The 18351-nt window shown below is 69.6% G+C and carries 18 protein-coding genes and 1 riboswitch; of the genes, 16 read left to right on the top strand and 2 right to left on the bottom strand.

All coding sequences use genetic code 11. The annotated features are described in order from the left end of the window. The first annotated feature begins 10 nt into the window (after positions 1 to 10). The 7 genes from S2M10_RS15835 to cobJ all read left to right on the top strand — a co-directional run bounded on the left by S2M10_RS15835 (position 11) and on the right by cobJ (position 8984). A complete protein-coding gene (locus tag S2M10_RS15835) occupies positions 11 to 1003 on the top strand; it encodes a HoxN/HupN/NixA family nickel/cobalt transporter (RefSeq protein WP_168847000.1) in 993 nt (330 codons plus the stop codon). A 24-nt stretch (positions 1004 to 1027) separates the two neighbouring features. Continuing rightward, positions 1028 to 1244: riboswitch (cobalamin riboswitch) on the top strand. A 184-nt stretch (positions 1245 to 1428) separates the two neighbouring features. Next, a complete protein-coding gene (gene cobW, locus S2M10_RS15840) occupies positions 1429 to 2466 on the top strand; it encodes a cobalamin biosynthesis protein CobW (RefSeq protein WP_168846940.1) in 1038 nt (345 codons plus the stop codon). A gap of 12 nt (positions 2467 to 2478) precedes the next feature. Then, positions 2479 to 5757, top strand: a complete 3279-nt coding sequence (gene cobN, locus S2M10_RS15845) for a cobaltochelatase subunit CobN (RefSeq protein WP_168846941.1) — start codon at positions 2479 to 2481, stop codon at positions 5755 to 5757. After that, positions 5754 to 6878, top strand: coding sequence for a cobalamin biosynthesis protein CobG (locus S2M10_RS15850; protein ID WP_168846942.1), 1125 nt, complete (start codon positions 5754 to 5756; stop codon positions 6876 to 6878). The genes cobN and S2M10_RS15850 overlap by 4 nt, the downstream gene beginning before the upstream one ends. Then, positions 6878 to 7507: a precorrin-8X methylmutase gene (locus tag S2M10_RS15855; protein ID WP_168846943.1), complete on the top strand. Its 630-nt coding sequence runs from the start codon at positions 6878 to 6880 to the stop codon at positions 7505 to 7507. Before S2M10_RS15850 ends, S2M10_RS15855 begins: the two co-directional genes overlap by 1 nt. Then, entirely contained in the window at positions 7504 to 8229 is a 726-nt protein-coding gene (gene cobI, locus S2M10_RS15860; RefSeq protein WP_168846944.1) for a precorrin-2 C(20)-methyltransferase, read from the top strand. Before S2M10_RS15855 ends, cobI begins: the two co-directional genes overlap by 4 nt. Beyond that, positions 8226 to 8984 (top strand): precorrin-3B C(17)-methyltransferase, encoded by a 759-nt coding sequence (cobJ, locus tag S2M10_RS15865; RefSeq protein WP_168846945.1) that lies wholly within the window; start codon positions 8226 to 8228, stop codon positions 8982 to 8984. Before cobI ends, cobJ begins: the two co-directional genes overlap by 4 nt. Here the strand turns inward: cobJ and S2M10_RS15870 are convergent. Beyond that, the gene (locus S2M10_RS15870; RefSeq protein WP_168846946.1) at positions 8951 to 9709 is read right to left on the bottom strand and encodes a cobalt-precorrin-6A reductase; all 759 of its coding nucleotides are present in this window, start codon (positions 9707 to 9709) and stop codon (positions 8951 to 8953) included. The two genes, cobJ and S2M10_RS15870, sit on opposite strands and share 34 nt — an antisense overlap. Between S2M10_RS15870 and cbiE the strand changes: the two genes are divergently transcribed. The 9 genes from cbiE to S2M10_RS15915 all read left to right on the top strand — a co-directional run bounded on the left by cbiE (position 9708) and on the right by S2M10_RS15915 (position 16732). Then, a complete protein-coding gene (cbiE, locus tag S2M10_RS15875; RefSeq protein WP_168846947.1) occupies positions 9708 to 10904 on the top strand; it encodes a precorrin-6y C5,15-methyltransferase (decarboxylating) subunit CbiE in 1197 nt (398 codons plus the stop codon). The two genes, S2M10_RS15870 and cbiE, sit on opposite strands and share 2 nt — an antisense overlap. Continuing rightward, entirely contained in the window at positions 10901 to 11248 is a 348-nt protein-coding gene (locus S2M10_RS15880) for a cobalamin biosynthesis protein (RefSeq protein ID WP_168846948.1), read from the top strand. The genes cbiE and S2M10_RS15880 overlap by 4 nt, the downstream gene beginning before the upstream one ends. After that, entirely contained in the window at positions 11245 to 12030 is a 786-nt protein-coding gene (gene cobM / locus S2M10_RS15885) for a precorrin-4 C(11)-methyltransferase (protein ID WP_168846949.1), read from the top strand. The genes S2M10_RS15880 and cobM overlap by 4 nt, the downstream gene beginning before the upstream one ends. Further along, positions 12027 to 13346 carry a cobyrinate a,c-diamide synthase gene (locus S2M10_RS15890; protein WP_168846950.1) on the top strand — a complete coding sequence of 440 codons (1320 nt, stop codon included), beginning with the start codon at positions 12027 to 12029 and terminating at the stop codon, positions 13344 to 13346. The genes cobM and S2M10_RS15890 overlap by 4 nt, the downstream gene beginning before the upstream one ends. Next, complete coding sequence (gene cobF / locus S2M10_RS15895) at positions 13343 to 14080, top strand: precorrin-6A synthase (deacetylating) (protein ID WP_168846951.1); 738 nt, start codon at positions 13343 to 13345, stop codon at positions 14078 to 14080. Before S2M10_RS15890 ends, cobF begins: the two co-directional genes overlap by 4 nt. Beyond that, on the top strand, positions 14077 to 14679 hold the full coding sequence (gene cobO, locus S2M10_RS15900) for a cob(I)yrinic acid a,c-diamide adenosyltransferase (protein ID WP_168846952.1): 603 nt from the start codon (positions 14077 to 14079) through the stop codon (positions 14677 to 14679). Before cobF ends, cobO begins: the two co-directional genes overlap by 4 nt. Continuing rightward, positions 14676 to 15320: a 5,6-dimethylbenzimidazole synthase gene (bluB, locus tag S2M10_RS15905; protein WP_168847001.1), complete on the top strand. Its 645-nt coding sequence runs from the start codon at positions 14676 to 14678 to the stop codon at positions 15318 to 15320. The genes cobO and bluB overlap by 4 nt, the downstream gene beginning before the upstream one ends. Before the next feature lie 17 nt (positions 15321 to 15337). Next, positions 15338 to 15748 carry a DUF1636 domain-containing protein gene (locus S2M10_RS15910; protein WP_168846953.1) on the top strand — a complete coding sequence of 137 codons (411 nt, stop codon included), beginning with the start codon at positions 15338 to 15340 and terminating at the stop codon, positions 15746 to 15748. Positions 15749 to 16180: 432 nt separating this feature from the next. Then, a complete protein-coding gene (locus S2M10_RS15915; protein ID WP_168846954.1) occupies positions 16181 to 16732 on the top strand; it encodes a hypothetical protein in 552 nt (183 codons plus the stop codon). A 42-nt stretch (positions 16733 to 16774) separates the two neighbouring features. Here S2M10_RS15915 and S2M10_RS15920 read toward each other — a convergent pair whose 3' ends face one another. Beyond that, complete coding sequence (locus S2M10_RS15920; protein ID WP_247650853.1) at positions 16775 to 18187, bottom strand: ISNCY family transposase; 1413 nt, start codon at positions 18185 to 18187, stop codon at positions 16775 to 16777. Positions 18188 to 18351: the final 164 nt, after the last annotated feature.

Raw genomic sequence — 18351 nt, forward strand, 5'->3', positions numbered from 1 at the left:
CAGCCGCGTGATGCTGCTCTTCGCCGCGCTGATCGCTGCCAATCTCGCCGCCTGGGGCTGGGCCTTTGGGCTGTTCCATTCCCAGCCCTTGATGCTCGGCACCGCGCTGCTCGCCTGGGGGCTGGGCCTCCGTCATGCGGTGGATGCCGACCATATCGCCGCGATCGACAACGTCACCCGCAAGCTGATGAACGACGGGCAGCGACCGATCGCCACGGGCCTGTGGTTCGCGATCGGCCAATCGGGGATTATCGCCATCGCCTCCGCCGGCATTGCGCTGGCGACCGGCGCGCTGGCGGGCATGGGCGCGTTCAAGGAACTGGGCGGCGTGGTCGCGACCGCCGTCTCGGCGCTGTTCCTTTTCGCGATTGCGGGCATGAACCTGATCATCCTGTGGTCGGTATGGAAGACCTTCCGGCATGTTCGCGCGGGCGGCGCCTATGTGGAGGACGATCTCAACCTGCTGCTCGCCTCGCGCGGGCCGCTGTCGAAGCTGTTCGGGCCGATGTTCCGGCTGGTGACAAAGAGCTGGCATATGGCGCCCCTGGGCTTCCTGTTCGGACTTGGGTTCGACACCGCTACCGAAGTGGCGATCCTCGGCATGTCGGCCGGGCAGGCGGCGCACGGCGTATCGCTCGGCACCCTGCTGGTGCTGCCGGCGCTGTTCGCCGCCGGCATGGCGCTGGTCGACACGCTGGACGGCGTGGTGATGCTGGGCGCCTACCAATGGGCGTTCGTCAAGCCGATCCGCAAGCTCTATTACAATGTCACCATCACGCTGATCTCGGCTCTCGTCGCGATCGTGATCGGTGGGATCGAGACGCTGGCGCTGATCGGCGACAAGATGGGCTGGACCGGCGGCGCGTTCGGGCTCGCCGCCGATCTGGGCGCGCATTTCAACGGTCTCGGCTTCGCGATCATCGGGCTGTTCGTCGCCTGCTGGCTGATCAGCTTCGCGATCTATCGCTGGCAGAGGCTGGACGAGATCGAGGCGCGGGTCTAGAGCCGGGAGTGAAGGCCCGATCGGGCCTTCGAAGATCGCGCCGGTGCCTCGTAACGGGGCTTAATCGGGAATGCGGTGCGGGGGCCTTGGCCCCCAAATCCGCGGCTGTCCCTGCAACTGTGAGCGGATAGCGCGATGCACTCGCCCCTCGGGGCTGCCACTGGGCCGATCCGGCCCGGGAAGGCGTGCATCTCGCCATGACCCGCGAGCCAGGAGACCTGCCGGCGCAACGGTCGCTCTTGCCTTGGTCCAGGGGATGGCCGCGGCACGGTCTTGCTTCCGTTCGAGCGACGAAGCTGTGCGGCTGGGGCTGCACGGTCGCGTGGTGAGGGGTGCCTTCGCGCCCGCCCGTCGTCGCGCGCCGGCCGGACGATCGTTCCGGCAAGCCCCCCGCCCGTTCGCTCCGGCGCGGGGGAAGACTGTTCATGACCGACCTTGCCAAGGTCCCCGTTACCATCGTCACCGGCTTTCTCGGCGCCGGCAAGACCACGTTGATCCGCCATCTGATCCAGAATGCCGGGGGCCGCCGGCTGGCGGTCGTCGTCAACGAATTCGGCACGCTGGGCGTCGACGGCGAAATCCTCAAATCCTGCGCCATCCCCGATTGCCCCGCGGAGAATATCGTCGAGCTGGCCAATGGCTGCATCTGCTGCACCGTCGCGGACGATTTCATCCCGACGGTCGAGCGGTTGCTCGCGTTGGAGCCGCGCCCCGACCATATCCTGATCGAGACCTCGGGCCTGGCGCTGCCCAAGCCGCTGCTCAAGGCCTTCGATTGGCCTGCAATCCGCAGCCGGATCACGGTGGACGGCGTGCTCGCCCTCGCCGATGCCGAAGCGGTGGCGGAGGGGCGCTTCGCCCCCGATCTCGTCGCGCTGGAGGCGCAGCGCGCCGCCGATCCCAGCATCGACCATGAGACGCCGCTCGCCGAGGTGTTCGAGGACCAGCTCGCCTGCGCCGACATGGTGCTGCTCACCAAGGTGGATCTGGCGGGCCCCGAGGGCGTCGCCGCTGCCCGCGCGGTGATCGCCGCGGAGGCACCTCGCCCGATGCCGGTGATCGAGATCCGCGAGGGCGCGATCGACCCGCGCGTGATCCTGGGGCTGGGCGCCGCTGCCGAGGACGATCTCGCCGCGCGCCCCTCGCATCACGACGGCGCCGACGACCACGAGCATGAGGATTTCGACAGCACCGTCGTGACCTTCGGGGAGATTGCCGACCCGGCCGAACTGGTCGGCCGCATCGAGCGGCTGGCGCGCGAGCACAAGGTGCTGCGCGTGAAGGGGTATGCGGCGGTGAGCGGAAAGCCGATGCGGCTGCTGGTGCAGGCGGTCGGCGCGCGGGTGCGGCACCAATATGATCGGCCCTGGCGTGCCGGCGAGCCGCGCGGCACCGCGCTGGTCGCGATCGCCGAGCATGAGGACGTGAACCCGGACGCCTTCCGCGCGGTGCTGGCCGGCTGAGGCGGGCGGGAGATGCACGTCCTGTTCCGCGAAACGCACGGGCTGGAGGAGAATGCCGTGCCGCAGGACCTCGGGCAGTCGCCCGCGGACCTGGTGGTGCTGTCCTTTTCCGACAGCGATCTCGGCGCGTTCGCGGCTGCCTGGAAAGGTGCGCGGGAGGGGCTGCCGTCGCTGCGGCTGGCAAACCTTGCCGCACTGGCACATCCGCTGTCGGTCGACACCTATGTCGAGCGGACGCTGTCGGGTGCGAAGGCGATCCTGATCCGGCTGATCGGCGGCATGCCCTATTGGAGCTACGGGCTCCAGCAGGTCGAGGCGCTGGCACGGGGGCAGGGCATCGCGCTGGCGGTGCTGCCGGCGGACGGGCGGGCCGACGCGCGGCTGGATGCCGCCTCGACGATACCGGTGGCCGTGCTGCGGGATCTGGCCAGGCTGTGCGATGCCGGTGGTGCCGAGGCGGCACGCGCGGCGCTGGGCGTGCTGGCCACGGCCGCAGGACTGGGAGGTAATCACGCGGAGGCAAACGCCCCGCTGCCGTCGTTCGGTCTCTGGCATCCCGTGGACGGCGTAATCGCATCCGGCAATAGTCATCGCCGTGCCCGCTCGAAGGACGGTGTGACATGCGGCGTGAGCGACCCTGCCGACCGCCCGCTCGTTCTGATCGTCTTCTACCGTTCCTATCTCGCGGCGTGCGACGTCGCGCCGTTCGAGGCGCTGCACGTCGGGTTCGAGCGACACGGCTTCGATACACTCTCGATCTTCGCGTCCTCGCTCAAGGCACTCGACGCCCGCGCGCAGGTGGAGGCATGGGTCCGCGACCTCGCCCCCGCTGCGATCGTCAATGCTACTGCCTTTTCCGCGCGCGACGATCACGGGCGGTCTCCCCTGGATGCGGCGGGCGTGCCGGTGTTCCAGCTGGCGCTCGCCACCGCACCCCGCGAGGCTTGGGCCGGCTCCGATCGCGGTCTCTCGCCCGCCGATCTGGCGATGCATGTCGTGCTGCCGGAAATCGACGGCCGCATCTTTGCCGGCGTCGCCAGCTTCAAGCAGGCGGAGGCGCGCGATGCCGATCTCGGTTTTGCGCGCATCGTCCACCGCGCCGAGCCCGAGCGGATCGCCGCCATCGTCGAGCGCGTCGGCCGGTGGCATCGGCTGGCCAAGACGCCCGCCGCCGACCGCCGCGTGGCACTGCTGCTCTCCACCTATCCGGGCAAAACCTACCAGCTTGCCCATGCCGTCGGTCTCGACGCGCTAGCCTCCGCCGAGGCGATCGCCGCCGATCTGGGCGAGACCATCGACGGACTGGCCACGCGGCTTCAGGGCGAGACGCTGGCCTGGTCCCTCGATGATTATGCGCGCGCGCTTGCCCGCTTGCCGGAGGCGTTGCGCACCGCCCTGGCCGCAGCCTGGGGTGCCCCGCAGCAAGATCCAGCGGCTGTCGACGGCGCCTTCCGCTTTCCCGCGCTCCGCGCCGGCAATCTCCTCGTCGCACTCCAGCCCGAACGCGGCGAGGTGGGCACCCGCGAGGACAGCTATCACGATGTCTCCCGCGTGCCCCGCCATGCCTATGTCGCCTTCTATCTGTGGCTGCAGGCGCAGGGGATCGATGCGCTGGTCCATGTCGGCGCGCACGGGACGCTGGAATGGCTGCCGGGCAAGGCCGTCGCGTTGTCGGACGAGTGCTGGCCCGAGGCGCTGAGCGGCGGGGTGCCCATCCTCTATCCCTTCATCGTCAACGATCCGGGCGAGGCGGCCCAGGCCAAAAGGCGCACCGGCGCGGTCACCCTCGGCCATCTGCCGCCGCCGCTCAAGACCGCCGGCACCGGTGCCGGGCTGGCGCGGATCGAGGCGCTGCTGGACGAATTCTCGAACGCCGTCGGCCTCGACCCCGCGCGGCGCGACCGGCTGCAGGCAGCGATCCGCGACGAAGCCCGCGCCGCCGGGCTGGAAGCCGAGCTGGGGCTCGACACCGCGACCAGCGCCGCCGAGGCGATCACCCGGATCGACCGCTTCGTCTGCGACGTGAAGGAGGGCCAGTTCGGCGACGGACTGCATGTGTTCGGTCGCGGGGAGTGTGGCGCGGCCGAGCGGAACGGGCTGCTGGCGGGGCTCGCGGGCAGGCGTGTCGCACCAGGGCCGGCGGGCTCGCCCCATCGCGGGCGGAGCGACGTGCTGCCGACGGGCCGCAACCTCTACGCGATCGATCCGCGCGCGTTGCCGAGCCGTGCGGCGCACCTGCAGGGCGTCGTGCTCGCCGACGAGCTGATCCGGCGCCACCTCCAGGACCATGGCGACTATCCGCGAGGGGTGGTGGTGGATCTGTGGGGTTCTGCCACGATGCGCACGGCGGGCGAGGAGTTCGCCATGGCGCTGCACCTGCTGGGCGCTGCGCCGATATGGGACGCCGCCTCGGAGCGGGTGACGGGCGTGGAAATCCTGCCGCTCGCCATGCTCGACCGACCGCGCGTCGACGTGACGTTGCGCGTATCGGGGCTGTTTCGCGATGCGTTTCCCGCGTTGCCGCAATTGTTCGGCCAGACCGTGCGCGCGCTGTCGGCGCGCGACGAGGGACCCGAGTGGAACCCCTTTACCGGCCGCGATGCCGGCCCGCGCGTCTATGGCCCCAAGCCGGGCAGCTATGGCCTGGGCATGGGGGATTCGGCGGAGACCTACACCGAGGAAGCGCGCCGCCGCGCCGGCGAGGCCTGGCTGGCGGCGTCGGATCACGCCTTTGACCGACCGGAAGCGCAGGCGGACCGCGACGGCATTCGCGCCCGCGTGGCGGCGGCGGATGCCTTCGTGCATCTTCAGGACCTGCCCGAGACCGACCTGCTGCTCGCCGCCGATTATGCCGCGCACGGGGCCGGGTTTGCCGCCGCCAAGGGGTTGGGCGGCGGACAGGCTGCGCTCTACCATCTGGATGCCCGCGATCCTGCGCGTCCGGTTGCCCGCCCGCTGACCGAGGAAATCGCTCGCGTCGTTCGCGCACGCGCCGCGCATCCCGGCTGGATCGCCGGCATGTGCCGCCACGGCTTTCGCGGCGCTGCGGAAATCGCCGCGACGCTGGACCATCTTGGCGCCTTCGCCCATCTGGCCGGGGCGGTGCCGCCGCAGCTGTTCGACCTCTATCATGATGCGACGCTCGGCGACGCGGCGGTGCGCGACTTCCTAGCGCGTGAGAACCCGGCTGCGCTTGCCGCCATGGAGGCGCGGTTCGCGGCGCTGCATGCCGCGGGGCTGTGGCATACCCGCCGCAATTCGATCCTGGCAGACCTGGGAGGCGCGGCATGACCGGCTTCGCGGTGCGCGGCTGGTGCCCCGATGCCTGGCGGCCGATGGCGGCGGGCGACGGGCTGCTGGTGCGGGTGAAGCCGCGCCTGGCGCGCCTCACGCACGGGCAGCTGCGCGGGCTGTGCACGGCATCGCTCGCGCATGGCAATGGCCTGATCGACCTCACCAACCGGGGCAATCTGCAGCTGCGCGGCGTCTCGGACGAGGCCTGGCCGATGCTGATCGAACGGCTGATCGCGCTCGATCTGATCGATGGCGATCCGGAGACGGAGCAGCGTCGCACGCTTCTCGTCGCGCCGGACTGGCAGGCGGGCGACGATACGCACCGCATTGCCGGTGATCTGCTCGGCATGCTCGATGCGCTGCCGATACTGCCGGGCAAGATGGGGTTCGTCATCGATGCGGGCCCGGTGCCGCTGCTGCGGCACGCGCCCGGGGACTTCCGCGTCGAGCGGAGCGGGGAGGGGGGCTTGATCCTCCGCCTCGACGGCCGCGTTGCCGGCGCGCCGCTGCCTTCGGGCCACGAGGCGAGCGCGCTTGTCCGGCTGGCGCATTGGTTCGTGGAGAGCGGCGGGGTCGCTGCCGGACGGGCAGCTCGTCACGATGCCCCGCTGCCCGGCTGGGCGCAGGCAGCGCTGCCGCCGGCGGCGCCCGGTGCGCCGCCGCTGCCCGGAGCGCATCCGTTGGGAGCGGCCGTCGGTCTCGCCTTCGGCCAGATCGACGCACGGTGGTTGGTCCTCGATGCGATGGATGCTCTGGTCGCGGTGCGGATCACGCCCTGGCGCGTGCTGCTGATCGAAGGCACCGCGCCCGCGCATCCCGCGCTGATCACCGATCGCGCCGATCCGCGGCTGCGTGCAGACGCCTGTGTCGGCGCACCGGCCTGTCCGCAAGCTACCATCGAGACGCGCAACCTCGCAGCGAGCCTCGCGCCGCTGGTGGCGAGGCGCCTCCACGTGTCCGGCTGCGCCAAGGGGTGCGCCCGCGCGCGCGCCGCCGAGGTGGTGATCACCGGACGCGACGGGCGGTTCGATCTCGCCTTCGACGCCCGTGCCGGCGCGGCGCCCGTGCATGTCGCGCGCACGCCGGACGCCCTGCTTTCCCTTTTCGGAACTGCCTGATGCCCCATTGCTACGAAACCGATGGCGCCGCCATCTACCGCCAGTCCTTCGCGACGATCCGCGCCGAGGCCGATCTCGCGCGCTTTTCGACCGAGGAAGAACCCGTGGCGGTGCGAATGATCCACGCCGCGGGAATGGTGGCGCTGGCTTCGCATATCCGCTTCTCGCCGGGCTTCGCAGTCGCCGCGCGTGGCGCGCTCGCGGGTGGCGCGCCGATCCTGTGCGATGCGCGGATGGTGTCGGAGGGGATCACCCGCACCCGCCTGTCTGCGGGCAATGCGGTGGTCTGCACCCTCCACGATCCGCAGGTGCCGGACCTCGCCAGAGCGATGGCGAACACCCGCTCGGCTGCCGCGCTGGAGCTGTGGCGACCGCATCTTGCCGGTGCCGTGGTGGCGATCGGCAACGCGCCGACCGCGCTGTTCCACCTGCTCAACATGCTCGAAGATCCGGCCTGCCCGCGTCCGGCGGCGATCATCGGCTGCCCGGTCGGGTTTGTCGGCGCGGTCGAATCCAAGGCGGCGCTGTGGGCGGCAGCGCCGGTCCCGTGCTGCATCGTCGAGGGGCGACTGGGCGGTAGCGCGATCACCGTCGCTGCGGTCAATGCGCTGGCGAGCCGCGCCGAATGAGCCTCGGGACGATCCACGGCGTCGGTCTCGGGCCGGGCGCGCCAGACCTGCTGAGCGTTCGCGCCGATCGGCTGGTGCGCGGCGCCCGCCATGTCGCCTATTTCCGCAAGGCGGGGCGGCCGGGCCAGGCGCGGCGGATCGCGGACGGCATGCTGCGCGCCGACGCGATCGAACTGCCGATGGAATATCCGGTCACCACCGAAATCCCGCTCAGCGATCCGCGCTACAATACGATCCTCGCCGCCTTCTACGCCGACTGCACCGACCGGCTGCTCGCGCTGGCGCAAGCCGGCGAGGATGTGGTGGTGCTGTGCGAAGGCGATCCCTTCTTCTACGGCTCGTTCATGCATCTGCACACGCGGCTTTCGGGGCGCGTGCCGGTGGCGGTGGTGCCGGGGATCACCGGGATGGCCGGGGCATGGAACGCCACCGGCCAGCCGATCACCTGGGGGGACGACGTGCTGACCATCGCCATGGCGACGCTGCCCGAGGCGGAGCTCGTCCGCCGCATCCGCGATACCGACGCGCTGGTGGTGATGAAGATCGGGCGCCATCTGGGCAAGCTGCGCAGCGCCGTGGCGGCGGCCGGGCGGGAGGGTGAAGCCTGGCTGGTCGAGCATGCCGCGATGCCCGAGCAACGGGTCACGCCGCTCGCCGAGGCGACGCAGGTGACCCCCTATTTCTCGATCCTGCTGATCCATGGCCGGGGCCGCCGCCCATGAACGGCCGGCTCGCCATTGCCGGGCTGGGGCCGGGCGACGCGGCGCTGGTGACGCCCGAGGTCACCGAGGCGCTGGCGCAGGCGACCGACGTGATCGGCTACATCCCCTATGTCGCGCGGGTGGCGCAGCGCGAGGGGCTGGTGCTGCATGCCTCGGACAACCGGGTCGAGCTGGACCGCGCCGCCCACGCGCTCCGGCTCGCCGCCCAAGGGAAGCAGGTCGTGGTGGTATCCTCCGGGGATCCGGGGGTGTTCGCGATGGCGTCGGCGGTGTTCGAGGCGCTGGAAGCCGGCCCCGACGCATGGCGCGATCTCGACATCCGCGTGCTGCCGGGGATAACCGCGATGCTGGCGGCCAGTGCGCGGGCGGGTGCCCCGCTCGGCCATGATTTCTGCACGATCAATCTTTCGGACAATCTGAAGCCGTGGAGCCTGATCGAGAAGCGGCTTCGGCTGGCGGCCGAGGCCGATTTCGCCATGGCCTTCTACAATCCGAGGTCCAAGGCCCGGCCGCACGGCTTCGCGCGTGCGCTCGATCTGCTGCGGCACCTATGCGGGCCCGATCGGCCGGTCCTGTTTGCCCGCGCCGTCTCCACCCCCGAAGAGGCGTTGCAGGTCGTCCCGCTGGGCGAGGCGCGGCCGGAGATGGCCGACATGCGCACCTTGGTGATCCTCGGCTCCAGCACCACGCGCCGGATCGAGCGGGCGGCCGGCCCGATCCTCTATACGCCGCGCTTCGCCGGAAAAACCGCATGACCCAGCCAGTCCAGCACCGCCTTCGGATCGGTGACCTCGGCGCGCGGCGGCAGTGCAGGACGGTCGATCATCAGCACCGGAATGCCGATCGCGCGGGCCGCGATCAACTTCGCTTCGGCGCCGGTGCCACCGGCATTCTTGCATACGACCAGATCGATCCCGTGCGTTTGCAGCAGCACGCGATCGCCGTCGGGCGTGAAGGGTCCCCGATCGACGATCAGCCGGTGATCGGGCAGGGCGGGCGGCACCGGCGCGGCGTCGACGAAGCGCAGGACATAATGGTGCTGCGGCGCCGCGGCGAAAGCCTCGACATGCATCCGGCCGAGCGCCAGCAGGATGCGCCGAGCAGCGCCGTGGAGTGCCGCCACCGCTCCGGCGATGTCGGGAACGTGGCGCCAGCGATCGCCCTCCACCGGCGCCCAGGCGGGGCGGGTCAGCGCAAGCAGCGGCACGTTCGCCGCCTTGGCTGCGGCCACTGCATTGGTGCTCATCGTTGCCGCGAACGGATGGGTGGCATCGACCAGATGCGTCACCCCTTCGTCCCGCAGATAGCGCGCCAGCCCCTCCGCGCCGCCGAAGCCGCCGACGCGGACCGGGATCGGCTGCGCGCGCGGCTTTTCGGTGCGCCCGGCATAGCTGAGCGTCGCACGCACGCCGCGTTCGGCAAGCAGGCGGGCAAGGGCGCTCGCCTCGGTGGTGCCGCCCAGCAGCAGGACGTTCGGCATGGCTGATCTTCCCTGGCTGACCATCGTCGGACTGAGCGAGGCGGGCGCGGACGACCTTTCGGCCGCCGCGCGGCAGGCGCTGGCCACGGCCGATCTGGTGCTGGGTGCCGCCCGCCACCTCTCGCTGCTGCCCGGGCTTACGGGCGAAGTCCGGGAATGGCCAGTGCCCTTTGCCGACGGGGTGCCGCCGCTGCTCGCCGAGCGGGGACGGCGCGTGGTGATGCTCGCTTCGGGCGACCCCTTCTGGTTCGGTGCGGGCACCAGCGTCACCCGGCATCTCGCCCGTGAAGAATGGATCGCGCATCCTGCCCCCTCCAGCTTTGCGCTGGCGGCCGCGCGGCTGGGCTGGGCGGTGCAGGATGTCGCGTGCATGGGTTTGCATGCGGGCCCGCTCACGCGATTGCGCCCGCACCTCGCGCCCGCGCAACGCTTGCTGGTGCTGGTCCGCGACGGTGCGGCCGTTTCGGATGTGGCGGACTATCTTGCCGGGCAGGGCTTCGGCGCCTCTGCGCTGCACGTGCTGGAGGCGTTGGGCGGTCCGCGTGAGCGCGTGCGCACGGCGCCGGCTGCCGCCTTTGCCCTTCCCGAAGTCGCCCATCCGGTAGCGATCGGGATCGAGGTGGCGGGAGAGGGGGCGGTGGTGCCGCTCGCCGCCGGTCGTCCCGACGACTGGTTCGACTCCGATGGTCAGCTCACCAAGCAGCCGGTGCGCGCGCTTACCTTGTCCGCGCTCGCGCCGCGCGCCGGCGAGTTGCTGTGGGACATCGGCGCGGGCTCCGGCTCGATCGGTATCGAATGGCTGCTGGCACATCCCGCCAACCGCGCCGTCGCCGTCGAGGCAGACACCGCCCGCGCCAGTCGCGCTCGCATCAACGCCGCGCGGCTGGGGGTCGATCGCCTCAATATCCTCGAAGGTCGCGCACCTGCTGTCCTGCCCGAGGGCACGCCCGACGCCGTGTTCATCGGCGGCGGACTGTCCCAGGGCATGCTGGACGCGCTTTGGGCACGGTTGCCGCATGGGGTGCGCCTGGTAGCGAACGCGGTGACGCTGGAGTCCGAGGCGCTGCTCGCCCAATGGCAGGGCGCGGCGGGCGGCAGCCTGTTGCGGATCGAACTGGCGGACGCGGTCCCGCTCGGCACCCGTCATGGCTGGCGCGCCCGATATCCGGTGGTGCAATGGAGTGTCACGCGATGATCGTCGCCGGCTTCGGCTATCGCACCGGCGCGACCATCGCCTCGCTGCAGGCGGCGCTCGCGCTGGCGCAGGCGGGGGCGCCGCCGGTTTCCCATGTCGCCACCGTTGCCGAGAAGCTGCCGCTGCTGGCGGGGCTCGGCCTGCCGATGCTCGTGGCCGACAATCTGGCGGGGGTGGCGACCCCGACCCGATCGTCCGCCAGCCTCGCCGCGCGCGGCACCGGCAGCGTCGCCGAGGCCGCCGCGCTGGCCGCCGCGGGCCCGCATGCGCGGTTGCTCGTCACCCGACACATCTCGCCCGATCGCATGGCGACCTGTGCCATCGCCGAAGGAACTTGCCCATGACCGTCCATTTCATCGGCGCCGGCCCCGGCGCGCCCGACCTGCTGACGCTGCGCGGCCGCGACCGGATCGCGGCAAGCCCGGTGTGCCTGTATGCGGGCTCGCTGATCCCGGAGGCGATCCTGGCGCATTGCCCGCCGGGCGCACGGATCGTGAACACCGCGCCGATGGACCTCGATGCGATCCTTGCCGAGATCGTCGCCGCCCATGCCGCAGGACACGACATCGCCCGGTTGCATTCGGGCGATCTCTCGATCTGGTCGGCGATGGGCGAGCAACTGCGTCGGCTGCGCGCGCTGGACATCCCGTTCACCGTCACGCCGGGCGTGCCCGCCTTCGCCGCCGCCGCCGCCGCGCTGGAGGCGGAGCTGACGCTGCCCGAGCTCGGCCAGTCGCTGGTCCTCACCCGCACGCCGGGGCGCGCCAGCCGCATGCCCGAGCGCGAGAACCTTACCAACTTCGCCGCGACGGGCGCCACACTGGCAATCCACCTTTCGATCCACAATCTCGCCACGCTGGTCGCCGATCTGCTCCCCGCGTACGGCGCGGATTGCCCCGTCGCCGTGGTATGGCGCGCGAGCTGGCCCGACGAGCGGATCGTACGGGCGACGCTCGCGACGATCGAGGCGGCGGTGGCCGGCAGCATGGAGCGTACCGCGCTGATCCTCGTCGGCCCGGTGCTGGCGGCGGAGGGCTTTGCCGAAAGCAGCCTCTACGCGCCCGGCTATGACCGCCGCTTCCGGCCGCAGGACGCGGCCTCGCGCTTCGCCGGGGCCAGCGAGTGAGCCCGCCCGGCCTGATCGTCGCCGCGCCGGCCTCCGGCACCGGCAAGACCACCGTGATGCTGGGGCTGCTGCGCGCGCTGCGGGACGCGGGTGTGGCGGTGGCGCCGTTCAAGAACGGCCCGGACTATATCGACCCCGCCTTCCACCGCGCCGCGTGCGGGCGCCCCTCTTCCAACCTGGACAGCTGGGCGATGGACACGGACCTCCTCGACGCGCTGGTGGGGGTAGGGCAGGGGGCGGACCTGGTCCTCGCCGAAGGTTCGATGGGCCTGTTCGACGGCGTAGCCCAGCGCGGCGCGAGCGGCACCGGCGCAACCGCCGATCTCGCCCGGCGCTATGGCTGGCCGGTGGTGCTGGTCGTAGACGTGTCGGGGCAGGCGCAGTCGGCGGCGGCGACGGCGCTGGGCTTTGCGCGAATGGATCCGGACGTTCCATTCGCGGGCGTGATCCTCAATCGCGTCGCCAGTCCTCGGCACGAACGGCTGGTCCGCGTCGGCATGGAGGCCGCCGGTATCCCGGTGTTCGGCGCCCTGCCGCGCCGCGCCGACCTCGCGCTGCCGGAGCGGCATCTCGGGCTGGTGCAGGCGGTGGAGCATGCCGACCTCGATCGCGTGATCGGCGACGTTGCGGACTTCTTGCGCGCGCATGTCGATCTCGCCGCGCTGCGTGCCGCGGCGGCCGCCGCGCCGCAGCCGGGACTGCGGAGCAAGGGGGCAGACGGTCCGCCGCCACCCGCCCAGCGGATCGCCATCGCGCAGGATGCCGCCTTCTCCTTCCTCTACCCGCATCTGCTCGATGGCTGGCAGCGCGCCGGAGCGGAGATCCTGCCCTTCTCACCGCTCGCCGATGAAGCGCCCGCCGACGATGCCGACCTTGTCTGGCTGCCGGGCGGCTATCCCGAGCTGCACGCCGGCACGATCGCCGCGGCGGGACGCTTCCTTGCAGGTCTGCGCGCCCATGCCGAAACCCGGCCGGTCCATGGCGAGTGCGGCGGCTATATGGTGCTGGGCGAGGCGCTGGTCGACAAGGCCGGCGAGACGCATCGCATGGCGGGGCTGCTCGGCCTCGTCACCAGCCATGCCCAGCGGCGGATGCACCTCGGCTATCGCCAGGCGACACTTCACGCGCCCCTTGCGGGGCTGGCGGCCGGTACCCGGCTGACCGGCCATGAATTCCACTATGCCACGATCGTCGCCCAGACCGACCCGCCGCTCGCCGAGGTGCGCGATGCCGAGGGCGCGCTGGTCGCGGAGACGGGATCGGTGCGCGGGCGCGTGACCGGCAGTTTCTTCCACCTGATCGCGGCGGCGGCATGATCGCCCTTCAGCTGATCGGTATCGGCACCGGCAATCCGGCGCACCTGACCGGCGAAGCCATTGCCGCGCTCAACGGGGCCGATCTGATCCTTGTGCCGCGCAAGGAAAATGCGCCCGATCTCGCCGATCTTCGCCGTTCGATCTGCGCCGCGGTGCTCACGCGGGCCGTGCCGATTGCTGCGTTCGACATGCCGGTGCGGGCAGGGGAGGACTATCTCCAGGCCGTCCACGACTGGCACGACGCCATCGCCGCCGCCTGGACCGCGACAATCCGTGCGCAATTGCCCGGCGGCGGTACGGTGGCGCTGCTCGTCTGGGGCGATCCGTCCCTCTACGACAGCACGCTGCGGATCGCGGCGCGGCTCGCCGACGCCTCCGTGCGGGTGGTACCCGGCGTCACCAGCATCCAGGCGCTCACCGCCGCCCATGCAATTCCGCTCAACCCCCTCGCCGGCGCCGTTACCGTCACCACCGGCCGCTTGCTCCGCAGCCATGGCTGGCCGGGGGGTGCCGATACGCTGGTCATCATGCTCGATGGCGGCTGCGCGTTTCAGGACCTCGATCCCGCCGGCATCCGCATCTGGTGGGGCGCCTATCTGGGCATGCCGCAACAGGCGCTCGACCAAGGCCCGCTGGCGGAGGCAGGCCCGAGGATCATGGCCGCCCGCGCCGCGCTCCGCGGCCGCCATGGCTGGATCATGGACGTTTATCTGCTTCGAAAGGAAATCCGATGACCCGCGACGATGCCGCGCATGCCGAGAAGATGCGCAAGATCCAGGCCGCGCGCGCCACGATGATGGCGGGCAAGACGGAGGAGAGGGGCCTGTTGATCGTCCATACCGGCAAGGGCAAGGGCAAGAGCAGCGCCGCGATGGGCATGGTGGTCCGCGCGATCGGCCACGGCATGAAGGTGGGGGTGGTCCAGTTCATCAAGGGCGCCATGATGACCGGCGAGAAGGCCGTGTTCGACGCTTTCCCGCAGCAGGTCGAGTTCAAGCCCATGGGGGAGGGGTTCACCTGGGACACGCAGGACCGCGCCCGCGACATCGCCGTGACCCGTACCGCGTGGGACGAGGTCCGGCGGATGATCGCCGATCCAACCTATGACATGGTACTCGCCGACGAACTGAACATCGCGCTCCGCTACGACTATCTCCCGCTCGACGAGGTGCTGGAAACGCTCGCTGCGCGGCCGCCGATGCAGCATGTCATCGTCACCGGCCGCAACGCCCCGGACGCGCTGATTGAGGCGGCGGATCTGGTCACCGAGATGACACAGGTCAAGCATCCGTTCCGCTCCGGCGTGAAGGCGCAGCGGGGGGTCGAGTTCTGAGCGACGCGCCCCTCTTCGACGCCGCGTTTCTGGCGCAGTTCGATACGCTGCTGCGCTGGCGCCGCGACGTGCGCCATTTCGCCGCGACGCCGATCGCCGAGCAGGACATGCAGGCCCTGTTCGCGGCGGCTGCGCTTGCGCCGTCGGTGGGCAATGCGCAGCCCTGGCGGTTCGTGCGGCTGCGGACACCGGCGGTGCGCGCCGCGCTCGCGGCGCATGTCGATGCCGAGAATGCGCGCGTGGCCGAGGCGTTCGCCGACACGGCGCGACAGGAGGCGTATCGCGCGCTGAAGCTGCACGGCGTGCGCGAGGCGCCAGGGCTGCTTGCCGTCTTCTGCGACGAGCAGCCCGCCGCCGGCCACGGCCTGGGCATCGCCACCATGCCGGAAATGCTGCGCTATTCCTGCGTCACCGCGATCCATACGCTGTGGCTCGCGGCGCGCGTCCGCGGCATCGGGCTGGGCTGGGTGTCGATCCTCGACCCCGCGGCCGTCGCAGCGCTGCTGGACGTGCCGCGGGACTGGACGCTCATCGCCTTGCTCTGCCTCGGCTACCCCGAAGCCCTTTCCGTAACCCCCGAGCTTGAGCGCCGCGGCTGGCAGGCGCGCGAGCCGCTCGCCGACCGCCTGTTCGAGCGCTGATTTTCCAGGAGATACTCATGCTTACTCGCGTAGAAGACGGCCCCGCGATCGTCGTGTGCAATAGCTGCCGATTCAGCAAGGAAGCGCGTGAGGACCCGGCAGGCCGTCGGGGCGGCGCGCTGCTGGCGGAGGCCCTCACGGCTGCCCGCGACGCGGATCCGCGCTATGCCGCGATCGCAATCCAGCAGATGCCGTGTCTGTTCGCATGCAACGACCATTGCACCGTGCATCTTCGGGCGCCCGACAAGCTGGGCTATGTTCTGGGCCGGTTCGCGCCCGATGCCGACGCCGCCGATGCGATCCTGGAATATGCGGCACATTATGCGGCGAGCACGCATGGCCGCGTGCCATTCGGGCAATGGCCACAGGGCGTGAAGGGGCATTTCATCGTTCGCGTGCCCCCGGCCGGCCACGTCGTCGAAAGCTGATCGCCGGCGATCAAGACCGGGGCGGTTCGTCCTGATCATTGAACTTTGATTGGACGTCTGCTCCATGGGCAAGCGTGTTGCCGCCAGTTAGAAAAGGCACATTTCGCAGCCAGATAGAAACGGCACAACGCCGTTGGCAGCGGGGGCTGCGTGGAGCCCTCCTCATAGCGCAGCGCTGCCCCCGCTGATGCCCCAAACTCCCGGCTCCTGCCCCCCCGGACCCGCTGCGCACGCAGTGGGCCCGGTCACACCGCCTCAACCGCCGGTGCTCGTGCTTTTGGGTACCGCTGCGCAGGGTGGTCCCACAAAGGAAGCTGGCGGCCCTTAGCGTCGAAATCCGGTTATGCGTAAAGCCTGTTTGAAGATTGTCATCAAGCCCATCGTCACGCTACGATGCCATTGCATACTACAAAAGATGGGCCTATTTGAGCGATGAAAAAGCGATTGAGCGCTTTCGTTACTTTCTTGCTCTTATTGGTTGGTAGTGCCTCGATCTATGCTTGGGGTCTGATAGACTCAAATCGTGCTTACAGCCTTGCCAAAGACCTTTGTTTGAAAGCTGGCGGACTGAGAGTTACCGAACCCTTCCCGAATGCATCTGCTGAGATTGTGCTTCTCGCGGAAGCTAAGCCGGGTTTCGATCCAATCGAATACCTCAAGCGATATCAGGGAAAGAGATCATTGGTAGTTTACGTGCTGCCGTACCAGCACCCAATATCCCGGATTCCTACCCAAGTGCGAGTTTCCGGCTGGCAAGCTTATTCCACACAAAGCAAGCAAAAGGTGGCCTCTTATCTAGAGGTCGGCTTGAACGGTGGGGCGTTCTCGTATCGAGTGTCGAGGATATTTGAAGCTCTCAATCCAAATATCAACAGCTCCAACTTCTGCGATGCGGGAGAGTTGGGAGGCGAAGCTCCTCCCTTCATATTTCATGAGCGCTCACTGATCAGAAAGGGCGTATTTCTGAGAATCAAACGTTCCTGACGTCGACTGCGTAATTGGGGCGAGCGGACAAGCGAGTTTCCGTCAGCTCCCAGTTCCGGCTCCCGCTCCCGCAGGAGCGCAGGTAGCCTCGGCGGGCCGAATGCGCTTGAGCTTCGGCGTACAAAGCGTCCGTCGGTCGATCTTCGGTTCCGCAGGGGTAGGGGACGCAAACACGCCCACCGATTGCGAACTGCGTACGGGCTCGCTGTTGTTCCGCGTGCGGTGGTGCGGTCTCGCGGCCTGCATCGCCTGCGCCATGGCCAGTGCCGCGCCGAGACGCTTGTTCTCGACGATCTCGGCCTGGTTGACCCGCTGCATCTTGTCGTAGACCCGGTAGGGCAGGACGATCTCGCCGTGCCGCACCTCGATGCGGCCGTTGGGAAACTCGCAGACATGGACGCGTTTGCGGGCCAGTGTCCGCGCCAGCGGCGTCGGCTCCAGGATGAACATCGCCTTGTTGTAGTGCAGCGCCAGGGCGCCGGTGACCGAGCGCTCGACGCGCCAGACCATCTCGGCTTCCACGTTCTCGTGTGGGGCAAGCGGTCGATGGGCGTCCCGAGGATCCGCAGGGGAGCAGGCGAACTGAGCATTGTGGCGCAAGAGGTAAGAGGGGAGGAAGGTGTTGGCCTTTGCGATGGAGGAGATGCCTTCAAGCCGCATCGCTTTGACGAGGCGGTTTTGAAGCGTGCTGTTTGCCCGCTCGACCCGCCCCTTGGCCTGGGGCGAGTTGGCGCAGATGATCTCCACGCCGAGCTTGTCGAGGGCGCGACCGAGGTGTGACATGCCGTCGCTGTCGGCGGTCGCGCGGTTGTTCCGGAAGGCACTGTGCTTGTCCGAATAGAAGGCAATCGGCTTGCCGTGCCGCTCGAGATAGGTCCGTGTAGCCTGCAGGTAGGAGAGGGCGGTCTCGGCCTCCGCCATCTCCAGGTGCATCAGCTCGCTCGTGGCGTCGTCGATATAGACCAGCAGGCTGCAGCGCGCGCCGCGGCCCTCGAACCAGTCATGATCCGAGCCGTCGACCTGGATGAGCTCGCCGCGGCGCTCGCGCCGGTTGCGGGTCTGGTGGAGCCTGGCGCGCTTGGCAGCCTTGGCCTTCCAGAGGCCGGCGCCGATCATCAGCTGCCGCAGTGTCTCGTGCGAGAGCGTGATGCCGTGGCGCTCGGCCAGATACTCGGCGGCCAGCGTCGGGCCGAAATCGGCATAGCGCTCGCGGACGATGCCAAGGACCTGCTCGCGAAAGGCATCGCTGAAACGCCGATTGCTGGGCCGGCCGCGCTTGCGAGACACGAGACCGGCAGCGCCATCGTCGCGCAGTCGCTCCAGCAGGCGGTACACCTGGCTGCGCTGCAGCCCGAGCTGTGCGACTGCGTCGACCACCCGAAGCTCGCCGCGCTCAACGCGCATCAGCGTTTCATACCGTGAGATTTCCGCAGCGCTCATCGCGATCACCGTCATCGTGCGCACATCCTCGTTGCCGAGGACTGCATGGCACCGAGCCGCTGCGAAACGGAGGCTGTCCCGTTTCTATTTAGCGGAGATGTCCCATTTCCACGTTGCGCTTATACTCCATGGGCAAGCGTCGGGTTGATAATATGTATTATGTAAACCAACAGGACCAG

The sequence above is a fragment of the Sphingomonas sp. S2M10 genome, from assembly GCF_012650175.1.
GTDB lineage: Bacteria > Pseudomonadota > Alphaproteobacteria > Sphingomonadales > Sphingomonadaceae > Sphingomonas.

Excerpts from the sequence above, each read along its gene's own strand:
- S2M10_RS15835 (WP_168847000.1), top strand. The coding sequence starts at position 11 with ATGCTGCTCTTCGCCGCGCTGATCGCTGCCAATCTCGCCGCCTGGGGC.
- cobW (WP_168846940.1), top strand. The coding sequence starts at position 1,429 with ATGACCGACCTTGCCAAGGTCCCCGTTACCATCGTCACCGGCTTTCTC.
- cobN (WP_168846941.1), top strand. The coding sequence starts at position 2,479 with ATGCACGTCCTGTTCCGCGAAACGCACGGGCTGGAGGAGAATGCCGTG.
- S2M10_RS15850 (WP_168846942.1), top strand. The coding sequence starts at position 5,754 with ATGACCGGCTTCGCGGTGCGCGGCTGGTGCCCCGATGCCTGGCGGCCG.
- S2M10_RS15855 (WP_168846943.1), top strand. The coding sequence starts at position 6,878 with ATGCCCCATTGCTACGAAACCGATGGCGCCGCCATCTACCGCCAGTCC.
- cobI (WP_168846944.1), top strand. The coding sequence starts at position 7,504 with ATGAGCCTCGGGACGATCCACGGCGTCGGTCTCGGGCCGGGCGCGCCA.
- cobJ (WP_168846945.1), top strand. The coding sequence starts at position 8,226 with ATGAACGGCCGGCTCGCCATTGCCGGGCTGGGGCCGGGCGACGCGGCG.
- cbiE (WP_168846947.1), top strand. The coding sequence starts at position 9,708 with ATGGCTGATCTTCCCTGGCTGACCATCGTCGGACTGAGCGAGGCGGGC.
- S2M10_RS15870 (WP_168846946.1), bottom strand. The coding sequence starts at position 9,709 with ATGCCGAACGTCCTGCTGCTGGGCGGCACCACCGAGGCGAGCGCCCTT.
- S2M10_RS15880 (WP_168846948.1), top strand. The coding sequence starts at position 10,901 with ATGATCGTCGCCGGCTTCGGCTATCGCACCGGCGCGACCATCGCCTCG.
- cobM (WP_168846949.1), top strand. The coding sequence starts at position 11,245 with ATGACCGTCCATTTCATCGGCGCCGGCCCCGGCGCGCCCGACCTGCTG.
- cobF (WP_168846951.1), top strand. The coding sequence starts at position 13,343 with ATGATCGCCCTTCAGCTGATCGGTATCGGCACCGGCAATCCGGCGCAC.
- cobO (WP_168846952.1), top strand. The coding sequence starts at position 14,077 with ATGACCCGCGACGATGCCGCGCATGCCGAGAAGATGCGCAAGATCCAG.
- S2M10_RS15910 (WP_168846953.1), top strand. The coding sequence starts at position 15,338 with ATGCTTACTCGCGTAGAAGACGGCCCCGCGATCGTCGTGTGCAATAGC.
- S2M10_RS15915 (WP_168846954.1), top strand. The coding sequence starts at position 16,181 with ATGAAAAAGCGATTGAGCGCTTTCGTTACTTTCTTGCTCTTATTGGTT.
- S2M10_RS15920 (WP_247650853.1), bottom strand. The coding sequence starts at position 18,187 with ATGACGGTGATCGCGATGAGCGCTGCGGAAATCTCACGGTATGAAACG.